Annotated in this window: 13 protein-coding genes; 4 read left to right on the forward strand and 9 right to left on the reverse strand. The window is 61.4% G+C overall.

Annotation, left to right across the window (positions count from 1 at the left end):
* Nucleotides 1–152: 152 nt before the first annotated feature.
* The 9 genes from KVG87_RS04205 to bioB all read right to left on the reverse strand — a co-directional run bounded on the left by KVG87_RS04205 (nucleotide 153) and on the right by bioB (nucleotide 10604).
* Entirely contained in the window at nucleotides 153–1949 is a 1797-nt protein-coding gene (locus KVG87_RS04205) for an acyl-CoA dehydrogenase C-terminal domain-containing protein (protein ID WP_217849461.1), read from the reverse strand.
* Nucleotides 1950–2039: 90 nt separating this feature from the next.
* Nucleotides 2040–3329, reverse strand: coding sequence for a GGDEF domain-containing protein (locus KVG87_RS04210; protein WP_076564364.1), 1290 nt, complete (start codon nucleotides 3327–3329; stop codon nucleotides 2040–2042).
* A 191-nt stretch (nucleotides 3330–3520) separates the two neighbouring features.
* Nucleotides 3521–5326 carry a phenylacyl-CoA dehydrogenase gene (locus tag KVG87_RS04215; RefSeq protein WP_024014564.1) on the reverse strand — a complete coding sequence of 602 codons (1806 nt, stop codon included), beginning with the start codon at nucleotides 5324–5326 and terminating at the stop codon, nucleotides 3521–3523.
* Between the two features lie 275 nt (nucleotides 5327–5601).
* Entirely contained in the window at nucleotides 5602–5898 is a 297-nt protein-coding gene (locus tag KVG87_RS04220; protein WP_016772865.1) for a hypothetical protein, read from the reverse strand.
* Nucleotides 5899–6006: 108 nt separating this feature from the next.
* On the reverse strand, nucleotides 6007–6687 hold the full coding sequence (gene bioD / locus KVG87_RS04225; protein ID WP_217849463.1) for a dethiobiotin synthase: 681 nt from the start codon (nucleotides 6685–6687) through the stop codon (nucleotides 6007–6009).
* Nucleotides 6684–7493: a malonyl-ACP O-methyltransferase BioC gene (bioC, locus tag KVG87_RS04230; RefSeq protein WP_217849465.1), complete on the reverse strand. Its 810-nt coding sequence runs from the start codon at nucleotides 7491–7493 to the stop codon at nucleotides 6684–6686. Before bioC ends, bioD begins: the two co-directional genes overlap by 4 nt.
* Nucleotides 7486–8217: an alpha/beta fold hydrolase gene (locus KVG87_RS04235; protein WP_217849467.1), complete on the reverse strand. Its 732-nt coding sequence runs from the start codon at nucleotides 8215–8217 to the stop codon at nucleotides 7486–7488. Before KVG87_RS04235 ends, bioC begins: the two co-directional genes overlap by 8 nt.
* Nucleotides 8210–9388, reverse strand: coding sequence for an 8-amino-7-oxononanoate synthase (gene bioF, locus KVG87_RS04240; protein ID WP_217849469.1), 1179 nt, complete (start codon nucleotides 9386–9388; stop codon nucleotides 8210–8212). Before bioF ends, KVG87_RS04235 begins: the two co-directional genes overlap by 8 nt.
* A 160-nt stretch (nucleotides 9389–9548) precedes the next feature.
* Nucleotides 9549–10604: a biotin synthase BioB gene (bioB, locus tag KVG87_RS04245; protein WP_016772860.1), complete on the reverse strand. Its 1056-nt coding sequence runs from the start codon at nucleotides 10602–10604 to the stop codon at nucleotides 9549–9551.
* Nucleotides 10605–10695: 91 nt separating this feature from the next.
* Here bioB and KVG87_RS04250 point away from each other — a divergent pair, with 91 nt between their 5' ends.
* From KVG87_RS04250 to KVG87_RS04265, 4 genes are all read left to right on the forward strand, one after another.
* Complete coding sequence (locus KVG87_RS04250) at nucleotides 10696–11430, forward strand: ComFC family protein (RefSeq protein ID WP_217849471.1); 735 nt, start codon at nucleotides 10696–10698, stop codon at nucleotides 11428–11430.
* 186 nt (nucleotides 11431–11616) lie between these two features.
* Nucleotides 11617–12381 carry a TOBE domain-containing protein gene (locus KVG87_RS04255; RefSeq protein WP_217849473.1) on the forward strand — a complete coding sequence of 255 codons (765 nt, stop codon included), beginning with the start codon at nucleotides 11617–11619 and terminating at the stop codon, nucleotides 12379–12381.
* Between the two features lie 70 nt (nucleotides 12382–12451).
* Nucleotides 12452–14353, forward strand: coding sequence for a PhoX family protein (locus KVG87_RS04260; protein WP_217849475.1), 1902 nt, complete (start codon nucleotides 12452–12454; stop codon nucleotides 14351–14353).
* A 164-nt stretch (nucleotides 14354–14517) separates the two neighbouring features.
* Nucleotides 14518–15492 carry a serine/threonine protein kinase gene (locus tag KVG87_RS04265; RefSeq protein ID WP_217849477.1) on the forward strand — a complete coding sequence of 325 codons (975 nt, stop codon included), beginning with the start codon at nucleotides 14518–14520 and terminating at the stop codon, nucleotides 15490–15492.
* The last annotated feature ends 92 nt before the right edge of the window (nucleotides 15493–15584 follow it).

Here is a 15584-nt window from a genome sequence, read left to right on the forward strand (position 1 = left end):
ACCTCGCAAGATCTAAACAGGTGGTTCGTGGAATGATGTTTTCGTTGATCCGGAGTGTACCTCAACAACTTTTGCGACACATAGGGTCAACCGGTGACTGATTTGTTATTTTTGGTCACCGGAAAAAGATCGCCGCGATCTTTCGATCTGCCCTACAAGGCAAACGCCTGCGCCGGCAAATTCATCAAACAATCACTCCCCGCCTCGATCGCCACCTGATGCGCAGCCGTACGCGGCAGCAAGCGCTTGAAGTAGAACTCGCACGTCGCCAGTTTGCCCTTGAGGAAATCAGCCTCACCCTCGCCCGCCTCCAGCTGTGCCTGCGCAACCAACGCCATGCGCAGCCACAGGTAGCCAAGGATGATGTAGCCGCTGTACATCAGGTAATCCACCGATGCGGCGCCGACTTCGTCCGGGTTCTTCATGGCGGCCATGCCGACCTTCATGGTCAGGTCGCCCCACTGTTGATTGAGCCCGTTGAGTTGCGCGACGAAGCCGCCCAATTGCGCGTGGTCGGCGTTCGCTGCGCAGAACTTGTGGACGATCTTGGTAAAGCCCCGCAGCAGCTTGCCCTGACTGCCCAGCACCTTGCGCCCGAGCAGGTCCAGCGCCTGAATGCCATTGGTGCCTTCGTAGATCGGCGCAATCCGGCAATCGCGCACCAGTTGCTCCATGCCCCACTCACGAATGAAACCGTGGCCGCCGAACACTTGCATGCCGTGATTGGTCACTTCCAGCCCGGTGTCGGTCATGAACGCCTTGCAGATCGGCGTGAGGAACGCCAACAGGTCTTCGGCCTCCTGACGCGCCTCGGCGTCGCTGCTCAGGTGCGCGACATCGAGCATCTGCGCGGTGAAATAGGTCAGCGCGCGGTTGCCTTCGTTGAAAGCTTTCATGGTCAGCAACATGCGCCGCACATCGGGGTGGACGATGATCGGATCGGCAGGTTTTTCCGGGGCCTTGGCGCCGGTCAGCGCGCGCATCTGCAGGCGGTCGTTGGCGTACTTGATCGCACCCTGAAAACTCGCCTCGCCCAGACAAAGCCCTTGCGTGCCGGTGCCGAGCCGCGCGTGGTTCATCATGGTGAACATGCAGTTGAGGCCCTTGTTCGGCTCGCCGATCAGGTAACCGGTGGCGGCATCGAAGTTCAGCACGCAGGTGGCTGAAGCCTTGATGCCCATCTTGTGCTCGATCGAGCCACAGGAAACGCCATTGCGCTCTCCCGCTTCGCCTGCTGCATCGGGCAGGAACTTGGGCACGATAAACAGGGAAATGCCCTTGGTTCCGGCCGGTGCGTCCGGCAGCTTTGCCAGGACCAGATGGATGATGTTGTCGCTCAGGTCATGCTCGCCGGCGGAAATGAAAATCTTGCTGCCGGTGATCGCGTAGCTGCCGTCGGCCCGGGGCACCGCGCGAGTCTTGATGATGCCCAGATCAGTGCCGCAGTGCGCTTCGGTCAGGCACATGGTGCCGGTCCACTGGCCGGCGGTGAGTTTGCTCAGGTAGGTGTCTTTCTGTTCGGCGGTGCCGTGAGCGTGAATCGCCGACATCGCGCCATGGGTCAGGCCCGGGTACATGCCCCAGGACGTGTTACTGGAACCGACCATCTCGCTGATCACCAGCCCTAGCGAACTCGGCAACCCTTGGCCACCGTAAGCCGGATCAGCCGCCAACCCATGCCAGCCGCCCTCGACATATTGTGCGAAGGCCTGCTTGAAGCCTGTAGGCGTTGTCACCACGCCGTTGTCGAAATGGCAGCCCTCTTCGTCGCCGCTGCGATTGAGCGGGGCCAGCACGTTCTCGCAGAACTTCGCGCCTTCTTCGAGGATCGCGCTGATCATGTCCGGGCTGGCGTCATGCGCGCCGAGATTGGCGTAGTTGGTATGGAAGTCGAAGACGTGATCGATCAGAAAGCGCATGTCGCGCAGCGGAGCTTTGTACTCGGGCATGGTGGCTTCTCCGTCAGCAGATGCCTCCAACCTACTGCTGGCCACCACGTGCGGCAATCATCGTGCAGGCGCTGAATGCGCCGTCATCACTCAACCCGCAGCAGCGTCCATGCGCACCGCGCCACGGCGGTTCTGCCCGAATGCCATGACGCAGTTACGCCCGGCGCCCTTGGCGCTGTACAACGCCTGGTCGGCGGACTTGAGCACTTCTTCAGGGGTGCGTTGCTCCACGCGTTCGGCGACGCCGATACTCACCGTCACCGACACCGCCGAAGCCCCGGAACCGCTGCGGCGCTGGCGACCTTGCTGATCATCCTGCGGGCGGTTTTCCTGGTTGCGTAGCTGAATGCTGTAGGAGGCGATCGATTCGCGGATCACTTCCAGGTGCGGCATGCATTCCTCAAGGGTTTTGCCTGCAAACACCAAGGCAAATTCCTCACCGCCGTAGCGATACGCCCTACCGCCACCGCTGATTTTCGACAGCTTGCTGGCGACCAAGCGCAGCACCTGGTCACCGACATCATGGCCATGGGTGTCGTTGAATTTCTTGAAGTGATCGACGTCGCTCATCGCCAACACATAGTTGCGCCCCAGACGCTGCATGCGCTCGTTGAGCGCACGTCGTCCCGGCAGGCCGGTGAGCTCGTCGCGGAAGGCCATTTGATAGGCCTCATGCGCAACGGCGGCGGCGATCATCAGCATCACCTGGCTGCACATGATGTTCAGGGTGAACGGCAGAATGAAGGTCTTCGGCAGCATCCAGAACACCCCGAGCAAGCCGACCAGTTGCGCCGCATGCAACGGACGCGGGTTGCGCCAGTATTGCCAGGCCAGCAGCAGGAAGGCCGAGATGAACACCGGATAGGACAACTGGATCAGACTCATCCATGCGCCATGCAGCGCCGGCCAGCGGATCTCCGACAGCCACAGCAGTAGCGCCTGTGGGTAACTTTGCTCCAGGCCCAGCGCCACGCTGCCAAATGCCAGCAGTACGGCAAAGCGCGCGACCATGTCCTGAAACAGATGGGTACGTTCCTGCCATGCGGCGAATAATCCGAACAACAGCGGCAGCAGCAGGCAGACCAGATGAAACACCACCGCAGCGTCCTCGCGAACCTTGCCGTTGTCGCGGTAGAAATCGGTCTGGGTGTCCAGCAGAAAGTAGGCGATGTACACCGTGAGCATCAGAAACAGTTCGCGCTGACGTCGATACACCGCGCAATACGCGCCACCGAGGAGCAGAACCAATGTCGGCAGAACGTTGAACAGCGACGTGAAAAACACGCTGAGGTCTTTGACGTACGCAGCCGCCAGCCCCGCAAGCAATAACAGCAGTGATGGCACGAAATGGCTGAAACGTACAGCGGAAGAACGCGGCAAGGGTAAGCTCCGACCCGTCATAGCAAAGAGATGGCATTGTGCCTGCAAAGTGCGGCCAAGCCCATACAATGTGATCCAGATCACACACGGTCTCTGTAACGGCCGGAAGCTCGACTATCTGAGCGATCCACAAACAAAAAAACCGCTGCCCCCTAACGGGAGCAGCGGTTTTCGTCAGACTGCGTTAAGGCTTAGTAGCCCAGTGCGAAGTCTTCTTCTTTCATGTCCATCAGGTTGCCAGCACCCGACAGCATAGTGGCCACGTGCGTACGGGTACGCGGCAGGATGCGCTGGAAGTAGAAGCGCGCGGTTTGCAGCTTGGCGGTGTAGAACGCCTCGTCGCTGGTGCCGGCGGCCAGTTTTTCCGCAGCCAGACGTGCCATGTCAGCCCAGAAGTAGGCCAGGCAGGCATAACCGGAGTACATCAGGTAATCCACGGAGGCCGCGCCGACTTCTTCGCGATCTTTCATGGCAGCCATACCAACCTTCATGGTCAGCTCGCCCCATTCCTTGTTCAGTGCAGCCAGCGGCGCGACGAATTCCTGGACGGCTTCGTTGCCTTCGTTGGTCTGGCAGAACTTGTGGACGATCTTGGTGAAGCCTTTCAGAGCCTCGCCTTGAGTCATCAGCACTTTGCGGCCGAGCAGGTCGAGGGCCTGGATGCCGGTGGTGCCTTCGTACAGCATCGAAATGCGGCTGTCGCGAACGTTCTGCTCCATGCCCCACTCGGCGATGAAGCCGTGGCCGCCGTAGATCTGCACGCCGTGGTTGGCGGCTTCGAAACCGACTTCGGTCATGAACGCTTTGGCGATCGGGGTCATGAATGCCAGCAGTGCGTCGGCCTTCTTCTTCTCTTCTTCATCGACGCCGTATTTGACGATGTCGACCTGCTTGGCGGTGAAGTAGACCATCGCGCGGTTGCCTTCGGCGAACGCCTTCATGGTCAACAGCATGCGGCGCACGTCAGGGTGGACGATGATCGGGTCAGCGGCTTTGTCCGGCGCTTTCGGGCCAGTCAGCGAGCGCATTTGCAGGCGATCACGAGCGTATTTCAGACCGCCCTGGAAGCCGATTTCGGCGTGAGCCAGACCTTGCAGCGCGGTACCGAGACGGGCGGTGTTCATAAAGGTGAACATGCAGTTCAGACCTTTGTTCGCCGGGCCAATCAGGTAACCAGTGGCGCCATCGAAGTTCATCACGCAAGTGGCGTTGCCGTGGATGCCCATCTTGTGTTCCAGCGAACCGCAGCTCACTGCGTTGCGCGCGCCAATGGTGCCATCGGCGTTTGGCAGGAACTTTGGAACGATGAACAGCGAGATGCCTTTGGTGCCAGCCGGAGCATCCGGCAGACGCGCCAATACGATGTGGACGATGTTGTCGGCCATGTCGTGTTCACCGGCCGAGATGAAGATCTTGGTGCCGGAAACTTTGTAGGAACCGTCGGCCTGAGGCTCGGCCTTGGTGCGCAGCATGCCCAGGTCAGTGCCGCAGTGCGGTTCGGTCAGGCACATGGTGCCGGTCCATTCGCCGGAGACCAGTTTGGTCAGATAGGCTTCCTGCTGCTCAGGGGTGCCGTGCTCGGAGATGGTGTTCATCGCACCGTGCGACAGGCCTGGGTACATGCCCCACGACCAGTTGGCTTCACCGACCATTTCGCTCACTGCCAGGCCCAGCGACTCAGGCAGACCTTGGCCGCCGTGCTCAACGTCGTGGGCCAGGCTTGGCCAGCCGCCTTCGACGAATTGCTTGTACGCCTCTTTGAAGCCAGTCGGGGTTTTCACACCGGACTCGCTCCAGGTGCAGCCTTCGATGTCGCCCACGCGGTTCAGCGGCGCCAGTACCTGCTCACAAAACTTGGCGCCTTCCTCGAGGATGGCGTCAACCATGTCCGGCGTGGCGTCTGCGCACGCTGGCAGGCTCTGATAGTGCGCTTCGTAGCCGAGCAGCTCGTCACGAACGAAGCGAATATCACGCAAGGGGGCCTTGTAGTCAGGCATAGCGATAAACCTCTGCTGATGTAACCGGGAATGAACGACCGTGTTGAGTTGTTGTGACGGTCAAACAGTTGTTTGAAACATACGTTTACGCCGAAATCTTGTCAAGCGTCGATCTTTTGCCGTTCGTCATCACGTTCTCCAAATGCCGGAAACTGGAAATCGCCGCGACTTCACGTAAGCCACGGGCGTTGTAAAAAGATTAGTTGAGCAAGAAGGACTTAAACGAAAAACGCCGCGACAGGGGCGCGGCGTTTTGAGGTCTACAACAAGTTCGATCAGGCGAAGGTATCGATGATCGTCCCGAGCACTTCGTCGGAAGCCTTGGCCACTTTCACACCCAGCTCTGCCTGGATCTTGCCCTGCGACAGCTCGACGATATTGCTCGCCAGATCCGATTCTTGTGCGCGATCCACGCCGCGCAGGCGATTGACCTGCACTTCGGACGACTGGCTGGTCACCGAGCGTTCGATGGTGTTGTTGGCGATCTGGCTGGCAGCCTGATCGACGCGGTTCTGCCCGGACTGAATCGAGCTCAGCCCCGCATAGAAAGCTGTGTTACCGGAGATTTCCATGATCGTGCTCGTCCCTACAAAGGATCAATGGTCGCCATTGAAGCAGACGCGCCGGCAAAACACCCGTCAAAAACACTAATGGCACAGTGCCTGTTCATAGCGAGAAACTTAATCGAGCAAATCCAGTTGCAAATGCTCGGCCACCGCTTCGGCGCTCAACGCCTTGAGTTTTGGCACGCGACCCAGGCACGGCGCGGGGATGCGCTCAGCCAGGGTCGCAAGGTTCTCCTCCAGCCGCGAAGTTTTCGGATCGATGATATTCGCCACCCACCCCGCCAATTGCAGACCATCGCGGGCAATGGCCTCGGCGGTCAGCAACGCATGACTGATGCACCCCAACCTTACGCCCACCACCAGAATCACTGGCAGCTTCAGTGCGATCGCCAGGTCCGAGAGATTGTCCTGATCGGCCAACGGCACCCGCCAGCCGCCCGCGCCTTCGATCAGGGTGAAATCGGCGTTCATCGCTAGAATCCCGCGCATCGGCGCCAGCAGCGATTGCACCGTCAGCGCCACACCTGCTTCGCGCGCCGCCAGATGCGGAGCGATCGCTGGCTCGAACGCCACCGGGTTGACCTGTAGATAAGTCAGCGGCAACGAACATTCGGCCAGCAGCGCCAAGGCATCGGAATTACGCAAGCCTTTGGGCGTGACATCGCACCCGGAAGCCACCGGTTTGCCCGCCGCCGTGCTCAAGCCTGCCGACCGCGCCGCATGGAGCAATCCGGCAGCAACGGTGGTCTTGCCGACATCGGTGTCGGTACCGGTGATGAAATAGGCTGCGCTCATAGAGGTTTCTCCAACACGGCGTATACCACCTGATACGTTGCCGGCAGCCCCGACGCCTGACGGAACCGCTCATACGCGTCGATCAGCCCGAGAATCCGCGCCCGTCCGGTCAAACCGCCCGGCCGCCCGGGATTCAGATTGTGTGCGCCCAGCGCTTTCAGCTCATGAGTCAGGCTGCGCACATCCGGGTAATGCAACACGTGCGGCTGATTCTCCAGCGCCGAAATGCGCATGCCACTGCCGGCACATAACTGTTCATAGCGGCCGAACTCACGGAAGCGATTGACGTGCACCAGCCCATCGACCTGCTGCCAACTCTCCCGCAACTCGAACAGCGTTCCTGTACATAGACTAGCAAAGGCAAAAATCCCGCCCGGTTTAAGCACGCGCAAGGCTTCGCTGAGCACCGCCTCGAAGTCGGCGCACCACTGCACTGCAAGGCTGGAGAAAATCAGATCGATGCTCGCATCCTGCAACGGCAGCCTTTCGGCATCGCCGGCAATGAAATGCTCAGCGCCACCCAACGGCCGGGCGTGATTGAGCATGCCTTCGGCAATGTCCAGCGCGACACCGCTGCCCTGGGTGAAACGCGAGGCCAGCGCCCGGGTGAAATAGCCGGTGCCGCAACCGAGATCGAGCCACCGCGACGGCATGAAACTCCCAGGCAAACGCTCAAGCAGCTGCGTGCCGACGTCACGCTGAAACTCGGCGACGCTGTCGTAACTGGCCGCAGCGCGAGAAAAAGACGCCGCCACCTGGCGCTTGTCGGGCAAGCCCCCAGGCAGCACAAGGGACAGATCAGTCATCAGCGCACTCATGTAGAAACGCCTGGATCGCGCCCGCGACTCCATGCGGGTCTTCCAGCAGAAAAGCATGGCTGGCCTGTTCGATCAGACCAATTTCGATATCCGGCAACAGCGCGAACAATGCGCCGGCCGCTTCCGCCGGGACCAGAGCGTCCTGTCCGCCGAACAGATGAAACTGCGGGCCGCGAAACCCCTGCAACGCCTGGCGTGTGTCCAGTTGCGCGAGCAGCTCCAGCCCTGCCATCAGCGCGGCCGGCGCGGTGGCCGGCGCGCCACCGAGCAGCAAGCGCGACAAGCCGCGCGGGTCTGGTGAACCTTGCGCACATAGCAGAGCGAAGCGCTTGAGCGTGGTACGCGGATCGGCCTGGCAACCGGCAAGAAACGCATCGAACGTCTCGCCAGGCATCGCGTTCGGCCACTGTTCATGGGCGATAAACGCAGGGTTGCTCGCCAGCGTCAGCACCCCGCAGCACGCCTCGCCGCGTCGTGCCGCCAACTCAGAGACGAGCATGCCGCCCAGCGACCAGCCACCGAGCCAGACCTCCTGCGGAATGCGCGCATCGAGCTCGTCGAGCCAGTCTTCAAGGTCAGCGGAGTCCAGCTCCGGCAGGGGTTCGATCTCGACTTGCAGATGTTCGTCGAGGCCACGTAATGCTGCGGCCAGCGGTTCCAGCGGCGACACGCCGAGGCCCCAGCCGGGCAACAGGATCAGACGATTACGCATGGCCTGGCTCCAACGACAATCGGGCGAAACAATCTGCCAACCCTTCCAGCAACTGTTGCACCTGTGCCTCGCTGTGGGCGGCGGTCAGAGTGACGCGCAACCGCGCGCTGCCGGCCGGCACGGTCGGTGGGCGAATTGCGGTCACCATCAAGCCGCGCTCGCGGAGCATTTGCGACAGCCGCACCGCGCGGCCGGCATCGCCGATCATGATCGGCTGGATCGGCGTAAAGCTGTCCATCAGCTCCAGCCCGATCTGCTCCGCGCCGTGGCGGAACTGGCGAATCAGCGTCTGCAAGTGTTCACGGCGCCAGTGTTCGCTGCATAACAGCTCAAGGCTTTTCAGCGTCGCGCAGGCCAGCGCCGGCGGTTGGCTGGTGGTGTAGATGTATGGGCGGGCGAACTGGATCAGGCTTTCGATCAACTCTTCGCTGCCGGCGACAAAGGCCCCGGCGGTGCCGAAGGCTTTACCGAGAGTGCCGACCAGCACCGGCACATCGTCCTGGCTCAGGCCGAAATGCTCGACGATGCCGCCACCGTTGGCGCCCAGCGGGCCGAAGCCATGCGCATCGTCGACCATCAGCCACGCGCCTTTGGCCTTGGCCGCGCGGGCCAGCGCCGGCAGGTCGGCGATGTCACCGTCCATGCTGAACACACCGTCGGTGACCACCAGCGTGTTGCCGGTGGCTTTCTCCAGGCGTTTGCCCAGGCTTTCGGCGTCGTTGTGCAGATAGCGATTGAAACGCGCGCCGGACAACAGGCCCGCGTCCAGCAACGAGGCATGATTGAGCCGGTCTTCGAGTACCGTATCGCCCTGCCCGACCAGCGCGGTGACCGCGCCGAGGTTGGCCATGTAGCCGGTGGTGAACAGCAGCGCACGTGGGCGCCCGGTCAGATCGGCGAGTGCTTCTTCCAGCGCGTGATGCGGGCTGCTGTGGCCGATCACCAGATGCGATGCGCCACCGCCGACACCCCAGCGCTCGGCACCGGCGCGCCAGGCTTCGATCACCTGCGGATGATTGGCCAGGCCCAGATAGTCGTTGTTGCAGAAAGCGAGCAGCGGTTGGCCGTCGACCACGACTTGCGGGCCTTGCGGCGATTCGAGCAGCGGGCGCTGCCGGTAGAGGTTGTCGGCACGACGGGCAGCAAGGCGTGCGGCGAGATCGAATGACATGCAGGCCTCGATTTTCAAATGACACAGATCCCCTGTGGGAGCGAGCCTGCTCGCGAATGGGCGTCACATCCAACAGGGATGTTGGCGGCCAAACCGCTTTCGCGAGCAGGCTCGCTCCCACAGGGGTTTTGCATTCCTTCAGGGCAATCCGCGCGGTTTATTACACCGCAGCGTTGTAGAACTGCTCGCTACTCTTCTGCTCCACCAGTGCCTGCTCGATCGCAGCTTGATGAACCTCATCGGAATGCTCTTCGCGGGCCTCCGGCTGGATACCGAGGCGCGCGAACAATTGCATGTCCTTGTCTGCCTGCGGGTTGGCGGTGGTGAGCAATTTGTCGCCGTAGAAAATCGAGTTGGCGCCGGCGAAAAATGCCAGGGCCTGCATCTGCTCGTTCATCGCTTCGCGACCGGCGGACAGACGTACGTGAGATTGGGGCATGAGGATGCGCGCCACGGCGAGCATGCGGATGAAGTCGAACGGGTCGATGTCTTCTGCGTTTTCCAGCGGCGTGCCGGCGACTTTCACCAGCATGTTGATCGGCACCGACTCCGGGTGCTCCGGCAGGTTGGCCAGCTGGATCAGCAGATTGGCGCGATCGTCCAGGGATTCGCCCATGCCGAGAATGCCGCCGGAGCAGATTTTCATTCCCGACTCGCGTACATAGGCCAGCGTCTGCAAGCGCTCGCTGTAAGTGCGGGTGGTGATGATGCTGCCGTAGAACTCCGGCGAGGTGTCGAGGTTGTGGTTGTAGTAATCGAGACCGGCCTTGGCCAGCGCTTCGGTCTGCTCCTGATCGAGACGGCCGAGGGTCATGCAGGTTTCCAGGCCGAGGGCTTTCACCCCTTCAACCATCTTCAACACGTACGGCATGTCTTTGGCGGATGGATGTTTCCACGCCGCGCCCATGCAGAAACGCGTCGAACCAATGGCTTTGGCGCGGGCCGCCTCTTCGAGGACCTTCTGCACTTCCATCAGCTTTTCTTTTTCCAGACCGGTGTTGTAGTGCCCGGACTGCGGGCAGTATTTGCAGTCTTCCGGGCAGGCGCCGGTCTTGATCGACAGCAGTGTCGAGACCTGCACGCGGTTGGCGTTGAAATGCGCGCGGTGCACCGTTTGCGCCTGGAACAGCAAGTCGTTGAATGGCTGTACGAAGAGTGCTTTGACTTCGGCCAGAGACCAATCGTGACGCAGGGTGGCAGTGGTGCTCGCGCTCATGGGCAATTCCTTGGTTATGCTTGGCTGGCGCCGGGGAAGATGGAATATCCACAGGCGCTACACGGATGTTCGGCATATTTAAGGAAGAGCGATGCGCTGTCAACCGCAATACCAAGTACAGGTTTACATCTGTTTAAAAAACATACAGACCTGTTTGCTGTGCGATGAGCCCGCAGAAGCACAAATGCCAATGTGCGAGGCCTGCGAAACCGAATTGCCCTGGCTCGGCAGTCATTGTCAGAGCTGCGCTTTGCCGCTGGCGGCGGATGGCCTGACTTGCAGCGAGTGCCTGCTAGAGCCTCCGGCCTTCGAGCAGGTCGCCGTGCCCTGGGTTTATGGCTTCCCCGTGGACAGTCTGATTACGCGCTTTAAACACAACGCAGAATGGCCGTTTGGTCACCTGCTCGCCGACGTTCTCGGCCAATACCTGCAGCATCGCTTCGCCGAGGACTTGCCGCGACCCGATGTGCTGCTACCGGTGCCGCTGGCCAATAAACGCCTGCGTCGGCGAGGATTCAATCAGGCGGCGATGCTCGCGCGCTGGTTGAGTGTTTCGCTGGGTTTGCCCTGTGAAGAACAGCTGCTGCGGCGAGTCATCGACACCGATGCCCAACAGGATCTCGATGCCAAGGCGCGCAAACGCAACTTGCGCAGCGCCTTTGCGCTGGCGCCTGATGCACAGGTTAAGGGCCGACATCTGGTACTGGTGGATGATGTTCTGACCACGGGCGCGACCGCTCAAGCGCTGGCGCGGTTGCTGATGAATGCAGGTGCGGCGCGGGTTGATGTGTATTGCCTGGCCCGGACGCCGAAGCCCGGTACCTGAAGCGAATACAGATCTCCTGTGGGAGCGAGCCTGCTCGCGAATCGGTGTCACATTCAACAAAGCTGTTGTTGGTCAAACCGCTTTCGCGAGCAGGCTCGCTCCCACAGGGGGCTTTGCGTCAGGCTTGACTCGCGCGTTGCAAGTGGCCAACGTCCCTCTCATCGCCCGAGCCAGAAGCGTTCTGCCATGTCCCTGCCCACCCTGCTCTCCCAGCACATTGTCCGCCGCCCGCAGCGCATTGCCCTGCTGCAACACATCGTCGAGCAAGGCTCGATCACCCGCGCGGCGAAGAGCGCGGGGCTCAGTTACAAGGCGGCATGGGATGCGATCGATGAGTTGAACAACCTGGCGCAGAAACCCTTGGTCGAGCGCGTGGTGGGTGGCAAGGGTGGTGGCGGCGCCAGACTGTCCAGCGAGGGCGAGCGGGTGCTGCGCCTGTATCAGAAATTGCAGGCGTTGCAGGCGCAGGTGCTGGAAGCGGCGGAAGACGCCAGCGATCTCGACCTGCTCGGGCGGCTGATGCTCAGGACCAGCGCGCGCAATCAGCTGCATGGCACGGTCGCGGCCATTCAGCCGCAGGGGCGCAACGATCTGATCCGCCTCGAACTGGCAGAAGGCATTGCTCTGGAGGCACAGATCACCCACGACAGCACCGTGCATCTGGAATTGCAGGTCGGTACCGAAGTCATGGCGCTGATCAAGGCTGGCTGGCTTGAGTTGCTCGGCGCCGATCAGCCGGCCACGCCCGGACACAATGTCCTGCGCGGCACCATCGAAGCCATCCTCGATGCCGAGGACGGTCCCAGCGAGGTGCGCATTTCCCTGCCCAACGGCCAGACACTTTGCGCCTTGGCCGAACCGCTGCACTTGCGCAACCAGCAACTCGCCGTGGGGTCTGCGGTGCAGGTGCAATGCGCGCCGTCCAACGTGCTGATCGGCACGCCGCTCTGATTTGTCCTTGCCACAAAAGCGTCATCGACCCGCATTAAGGTGTTGCCCATAACCAAGCAGGGAGCCTGATGTGAGCCTATTAGAAGAAAACCAATCCACTGATCTGGAAAAAATGGTCGGCCTCAGCCGTCGCGGTTTCATCAGCGCCGGTGCATTGTGCGGCGCGGCGATGTTCCTCGGCGGCAACCTGTTGAGCCGCAGCGTCATGGCCGCCAGCGTCAGCGCCGGCAACAGCCGCCTGCTCGGTTTCGAGAGCATTCCGGCGGCGACCACCGACGCCATCAGCCTGCCCAAGGGCTACAAGTCTTCGGTGCTGATCAGTTGGGGCCAGCCGTTGCACAAGAACGGCCCGGCCTTCGATCCGAGCGGTAACGGCACCGCTGCCGCACAGGAAGTGCAGTTCGGCGACAACAACGACGGCATGAGCCTGTTCGCCTTCCCGGACGACAAGAACCGCGCGCTGATGGCGATCAACAACGAATACACCAACTATCGCTATCTATATCCGCATGGCGGCATGCCGCAGTCGGCTGAAGATGTGCGCAAGGCACTGGCCTGCGAAGGCGTGTCGGTGATCGAAGTGCAGCGCAAGAACGGCCAGTGGCAATTCGTCCAGGGCTCGCGCTACAACCGCCGCATCCACGGCAACTCGCCGCTGCGCATCAGCGGCCCGGCCCGCGGCCACGACTTGATGAAAACCGCCGCCGACAAGCACGGCAAAAAAGTCCTCGGCACCTTCCAGAACTGCGCCAACGGCAAGACACCGTGGGGCACCTACCTGACCTGCGAAGAAAACTTCACCGACTGCTTCGGCAGCAGCAACGCCCAGCAGCAGTTCGATGCCGCGCAAAAGCGCTATGGCGTTGTCGCCAGCAGCAAAGACATCAACTGGCACCCGCACGATCCGCGTTTCGACATGGCCAAGAACCCCAATGAGCTCAACCGTCACGGCTGGGTGGTCGAGATCGACCCATTCGATCCGCAATCGACTCCGGTCAAACGCACCGCGCTGGGCCGCTTCAAGCATGAAAACGCCGCACTGGCCGAGACCGACGATGGTCGCGCTGTGGTGTACATGGGCGACGACGAGCGTGGCGAGTTCATTTACAAATTCGTCAGCCGCGACCGCATCAACCACCGCAATCAGAAAGCCAACCGCGACATCCTCGATCACGGCACGTTGTATGTGGCCAAATTCGATGCCGGCGACGGCAACCCTGATCACCCGAAAGGCCGGGGCCAGTGGATCGAACTGACCCACGGCAAGAACGGCATCGACGCCAGCAGCGGGTTTGCCGATCAGGCGGAAGTGCTGATCCACGCGCGCCTTGCCGCCAGCGTGGTTGGCGCAACGCGCATGGACCGCCCGGAGTGGATCGTCGTCAGTCCCAAGGACGGCCAGGTTTATTGCACCCTGACCAACAACGCCAAGCGCGGTGAAGACGGGCAACCGGTGGGCGGTCCAAACCCGCGCGAGAAGAACGTTTACGGGCAGATTCTGCGCTGGCGTACCGACCGCAACGATCACGCCTCGAAGACGTTTGCCTGGGATCTGTTTGTGGTCGCCGGCAACCCGGGCGTGCATGCCGGGACGCCGAAAGGTGGCTCATCCAACATCACCCCGCAGAACATGTTCAACAGCCCCGACGGTCTGGGTTTCGACAAGGCCGGACGCCTGTGGATTCTCACCGACGGCGACTCGAGCAACGCTGGCGACTTCGCCGGGATGGGCAACAACCAGATGCTCTGCGCCGATCCTGCGACCGGTGAGATTCGCCGTTTCATGGTCGGGCCGGTGGGTTGTGAAGTGACCGGAATCAGCTTCTCGCCGGATCAGAAAACCCTGTTTGTCGGGATTCAGCATCCCGGCGAGAACGGCGGTTCGACCTTCCCCGAGCATCTGCCCAATGGCAAGCCAAGGTCTTCGGTGATGGCAATTACCCGCGAAGACGGCGGGATCGTCGGCGCCTGATAAACCGCTTTCGCGAGCAGGCTCGCTCCCACAGGGAATCGCATTCCAAGGTGGGAGCGAGCCTGCTCGCGAAGAGGCCCGGGCAGACACCAACACCCTTCGCGCTGCCATCTGCGCTACCATGCCGAGCCGGACGCAGCAGCCTGCTGCGCGCAGGAGTCAGCATGGCCCACCCGTTTGAAACCCTCACCCCCGATCTCGTCCTGGATGCCGTTGAAAGCATCGGTTTCCTCAGCGACGCGCGCATTCTGGCGCTCAACAGCTACGAAAACCGTGTGTATCAGGTCGGTATCGAAGACTCCGAGCCGCTGATTGCCAAGTTCTATCGTCCGCAGCGCTGGACCAACGAGGCCATCCTCGAAGAGCACCAGTTCACCTTCGAACTGGCCGACATCGACATCCCGGTGGTAGCGCCGCTGATCCACAACGGCGAAACCCTGCATGAGCACGCCGGTTTCCGCTTCACCCTGTTCCCGCGCCGTGGTGGCCGGGCGCCGGAGCCGGGCAATCTTGATCAACTGTATCGCCTCGGCCAGTTGCTCGGGCGCATGCATGCGGTGGGCGGCACCAAGCCGTTCGAGCACCGCGAAGCCCTCACCGTGCAGAACTTCGGCCATGCCTCGCTGAACACTTTGCTCGAAGGCAACTTCATTCCCAAGAGCCTGCTGCCGGCTTACGAGTCGGTTGCCCGCGACCTGCTCAAACGCGTCGAAGATGTCTACGCTGCCACGCCGCACCAGAACATCCGCATGCACGGTGACTGCCACCCCGGCAACATGATGTGCCGCGACGAGATGTTCCACATCGTCGACCTCGACGACTGCCGCATGGGCCCGGCGGTGCAGGACATCTGGATGATGCTCGCCGGTGACCGGCAGGAATGCTTGGGACAATTGTCGGAATTGATGGACGGCTACAACGAATTCCATGATTTCGACCCGCGCGAACTGGCGCTGATCGAACCGTTGCGCGCCTTGCGCCTGATGCACTACAGCGCCTGGCTGGCGCGGCGCTGGGACGACCCGGCATTCCCGCATAGCTTTCCGTGGTTTGGCACCGAGCGGTATTGGGGCGACCAGGTGCTGGCGTTGCGTGAGCAGTTGGCGGCACTGAATGAAGAACCGCTGAAACTCTTCTGATTCAAACCTGAACCCTGTGGGAGCGAGCCTGCTCGCGAAGGCGTCATTTCAGGCAACATCGATGTTGAATGTCAGACCGCCTTCGCGAGCAG

It is taken from the genome of Pseudomonas siliginis, from assembly GCF_019145195.1.
GTDB classification, from domain to species: Bacteria; Pseudomonadota; Gammaproteobacteria; order Pseudomonadales; family Pseudomonadaceae; genus Aquipseudomonas; species Aquipseudomonas siliginis.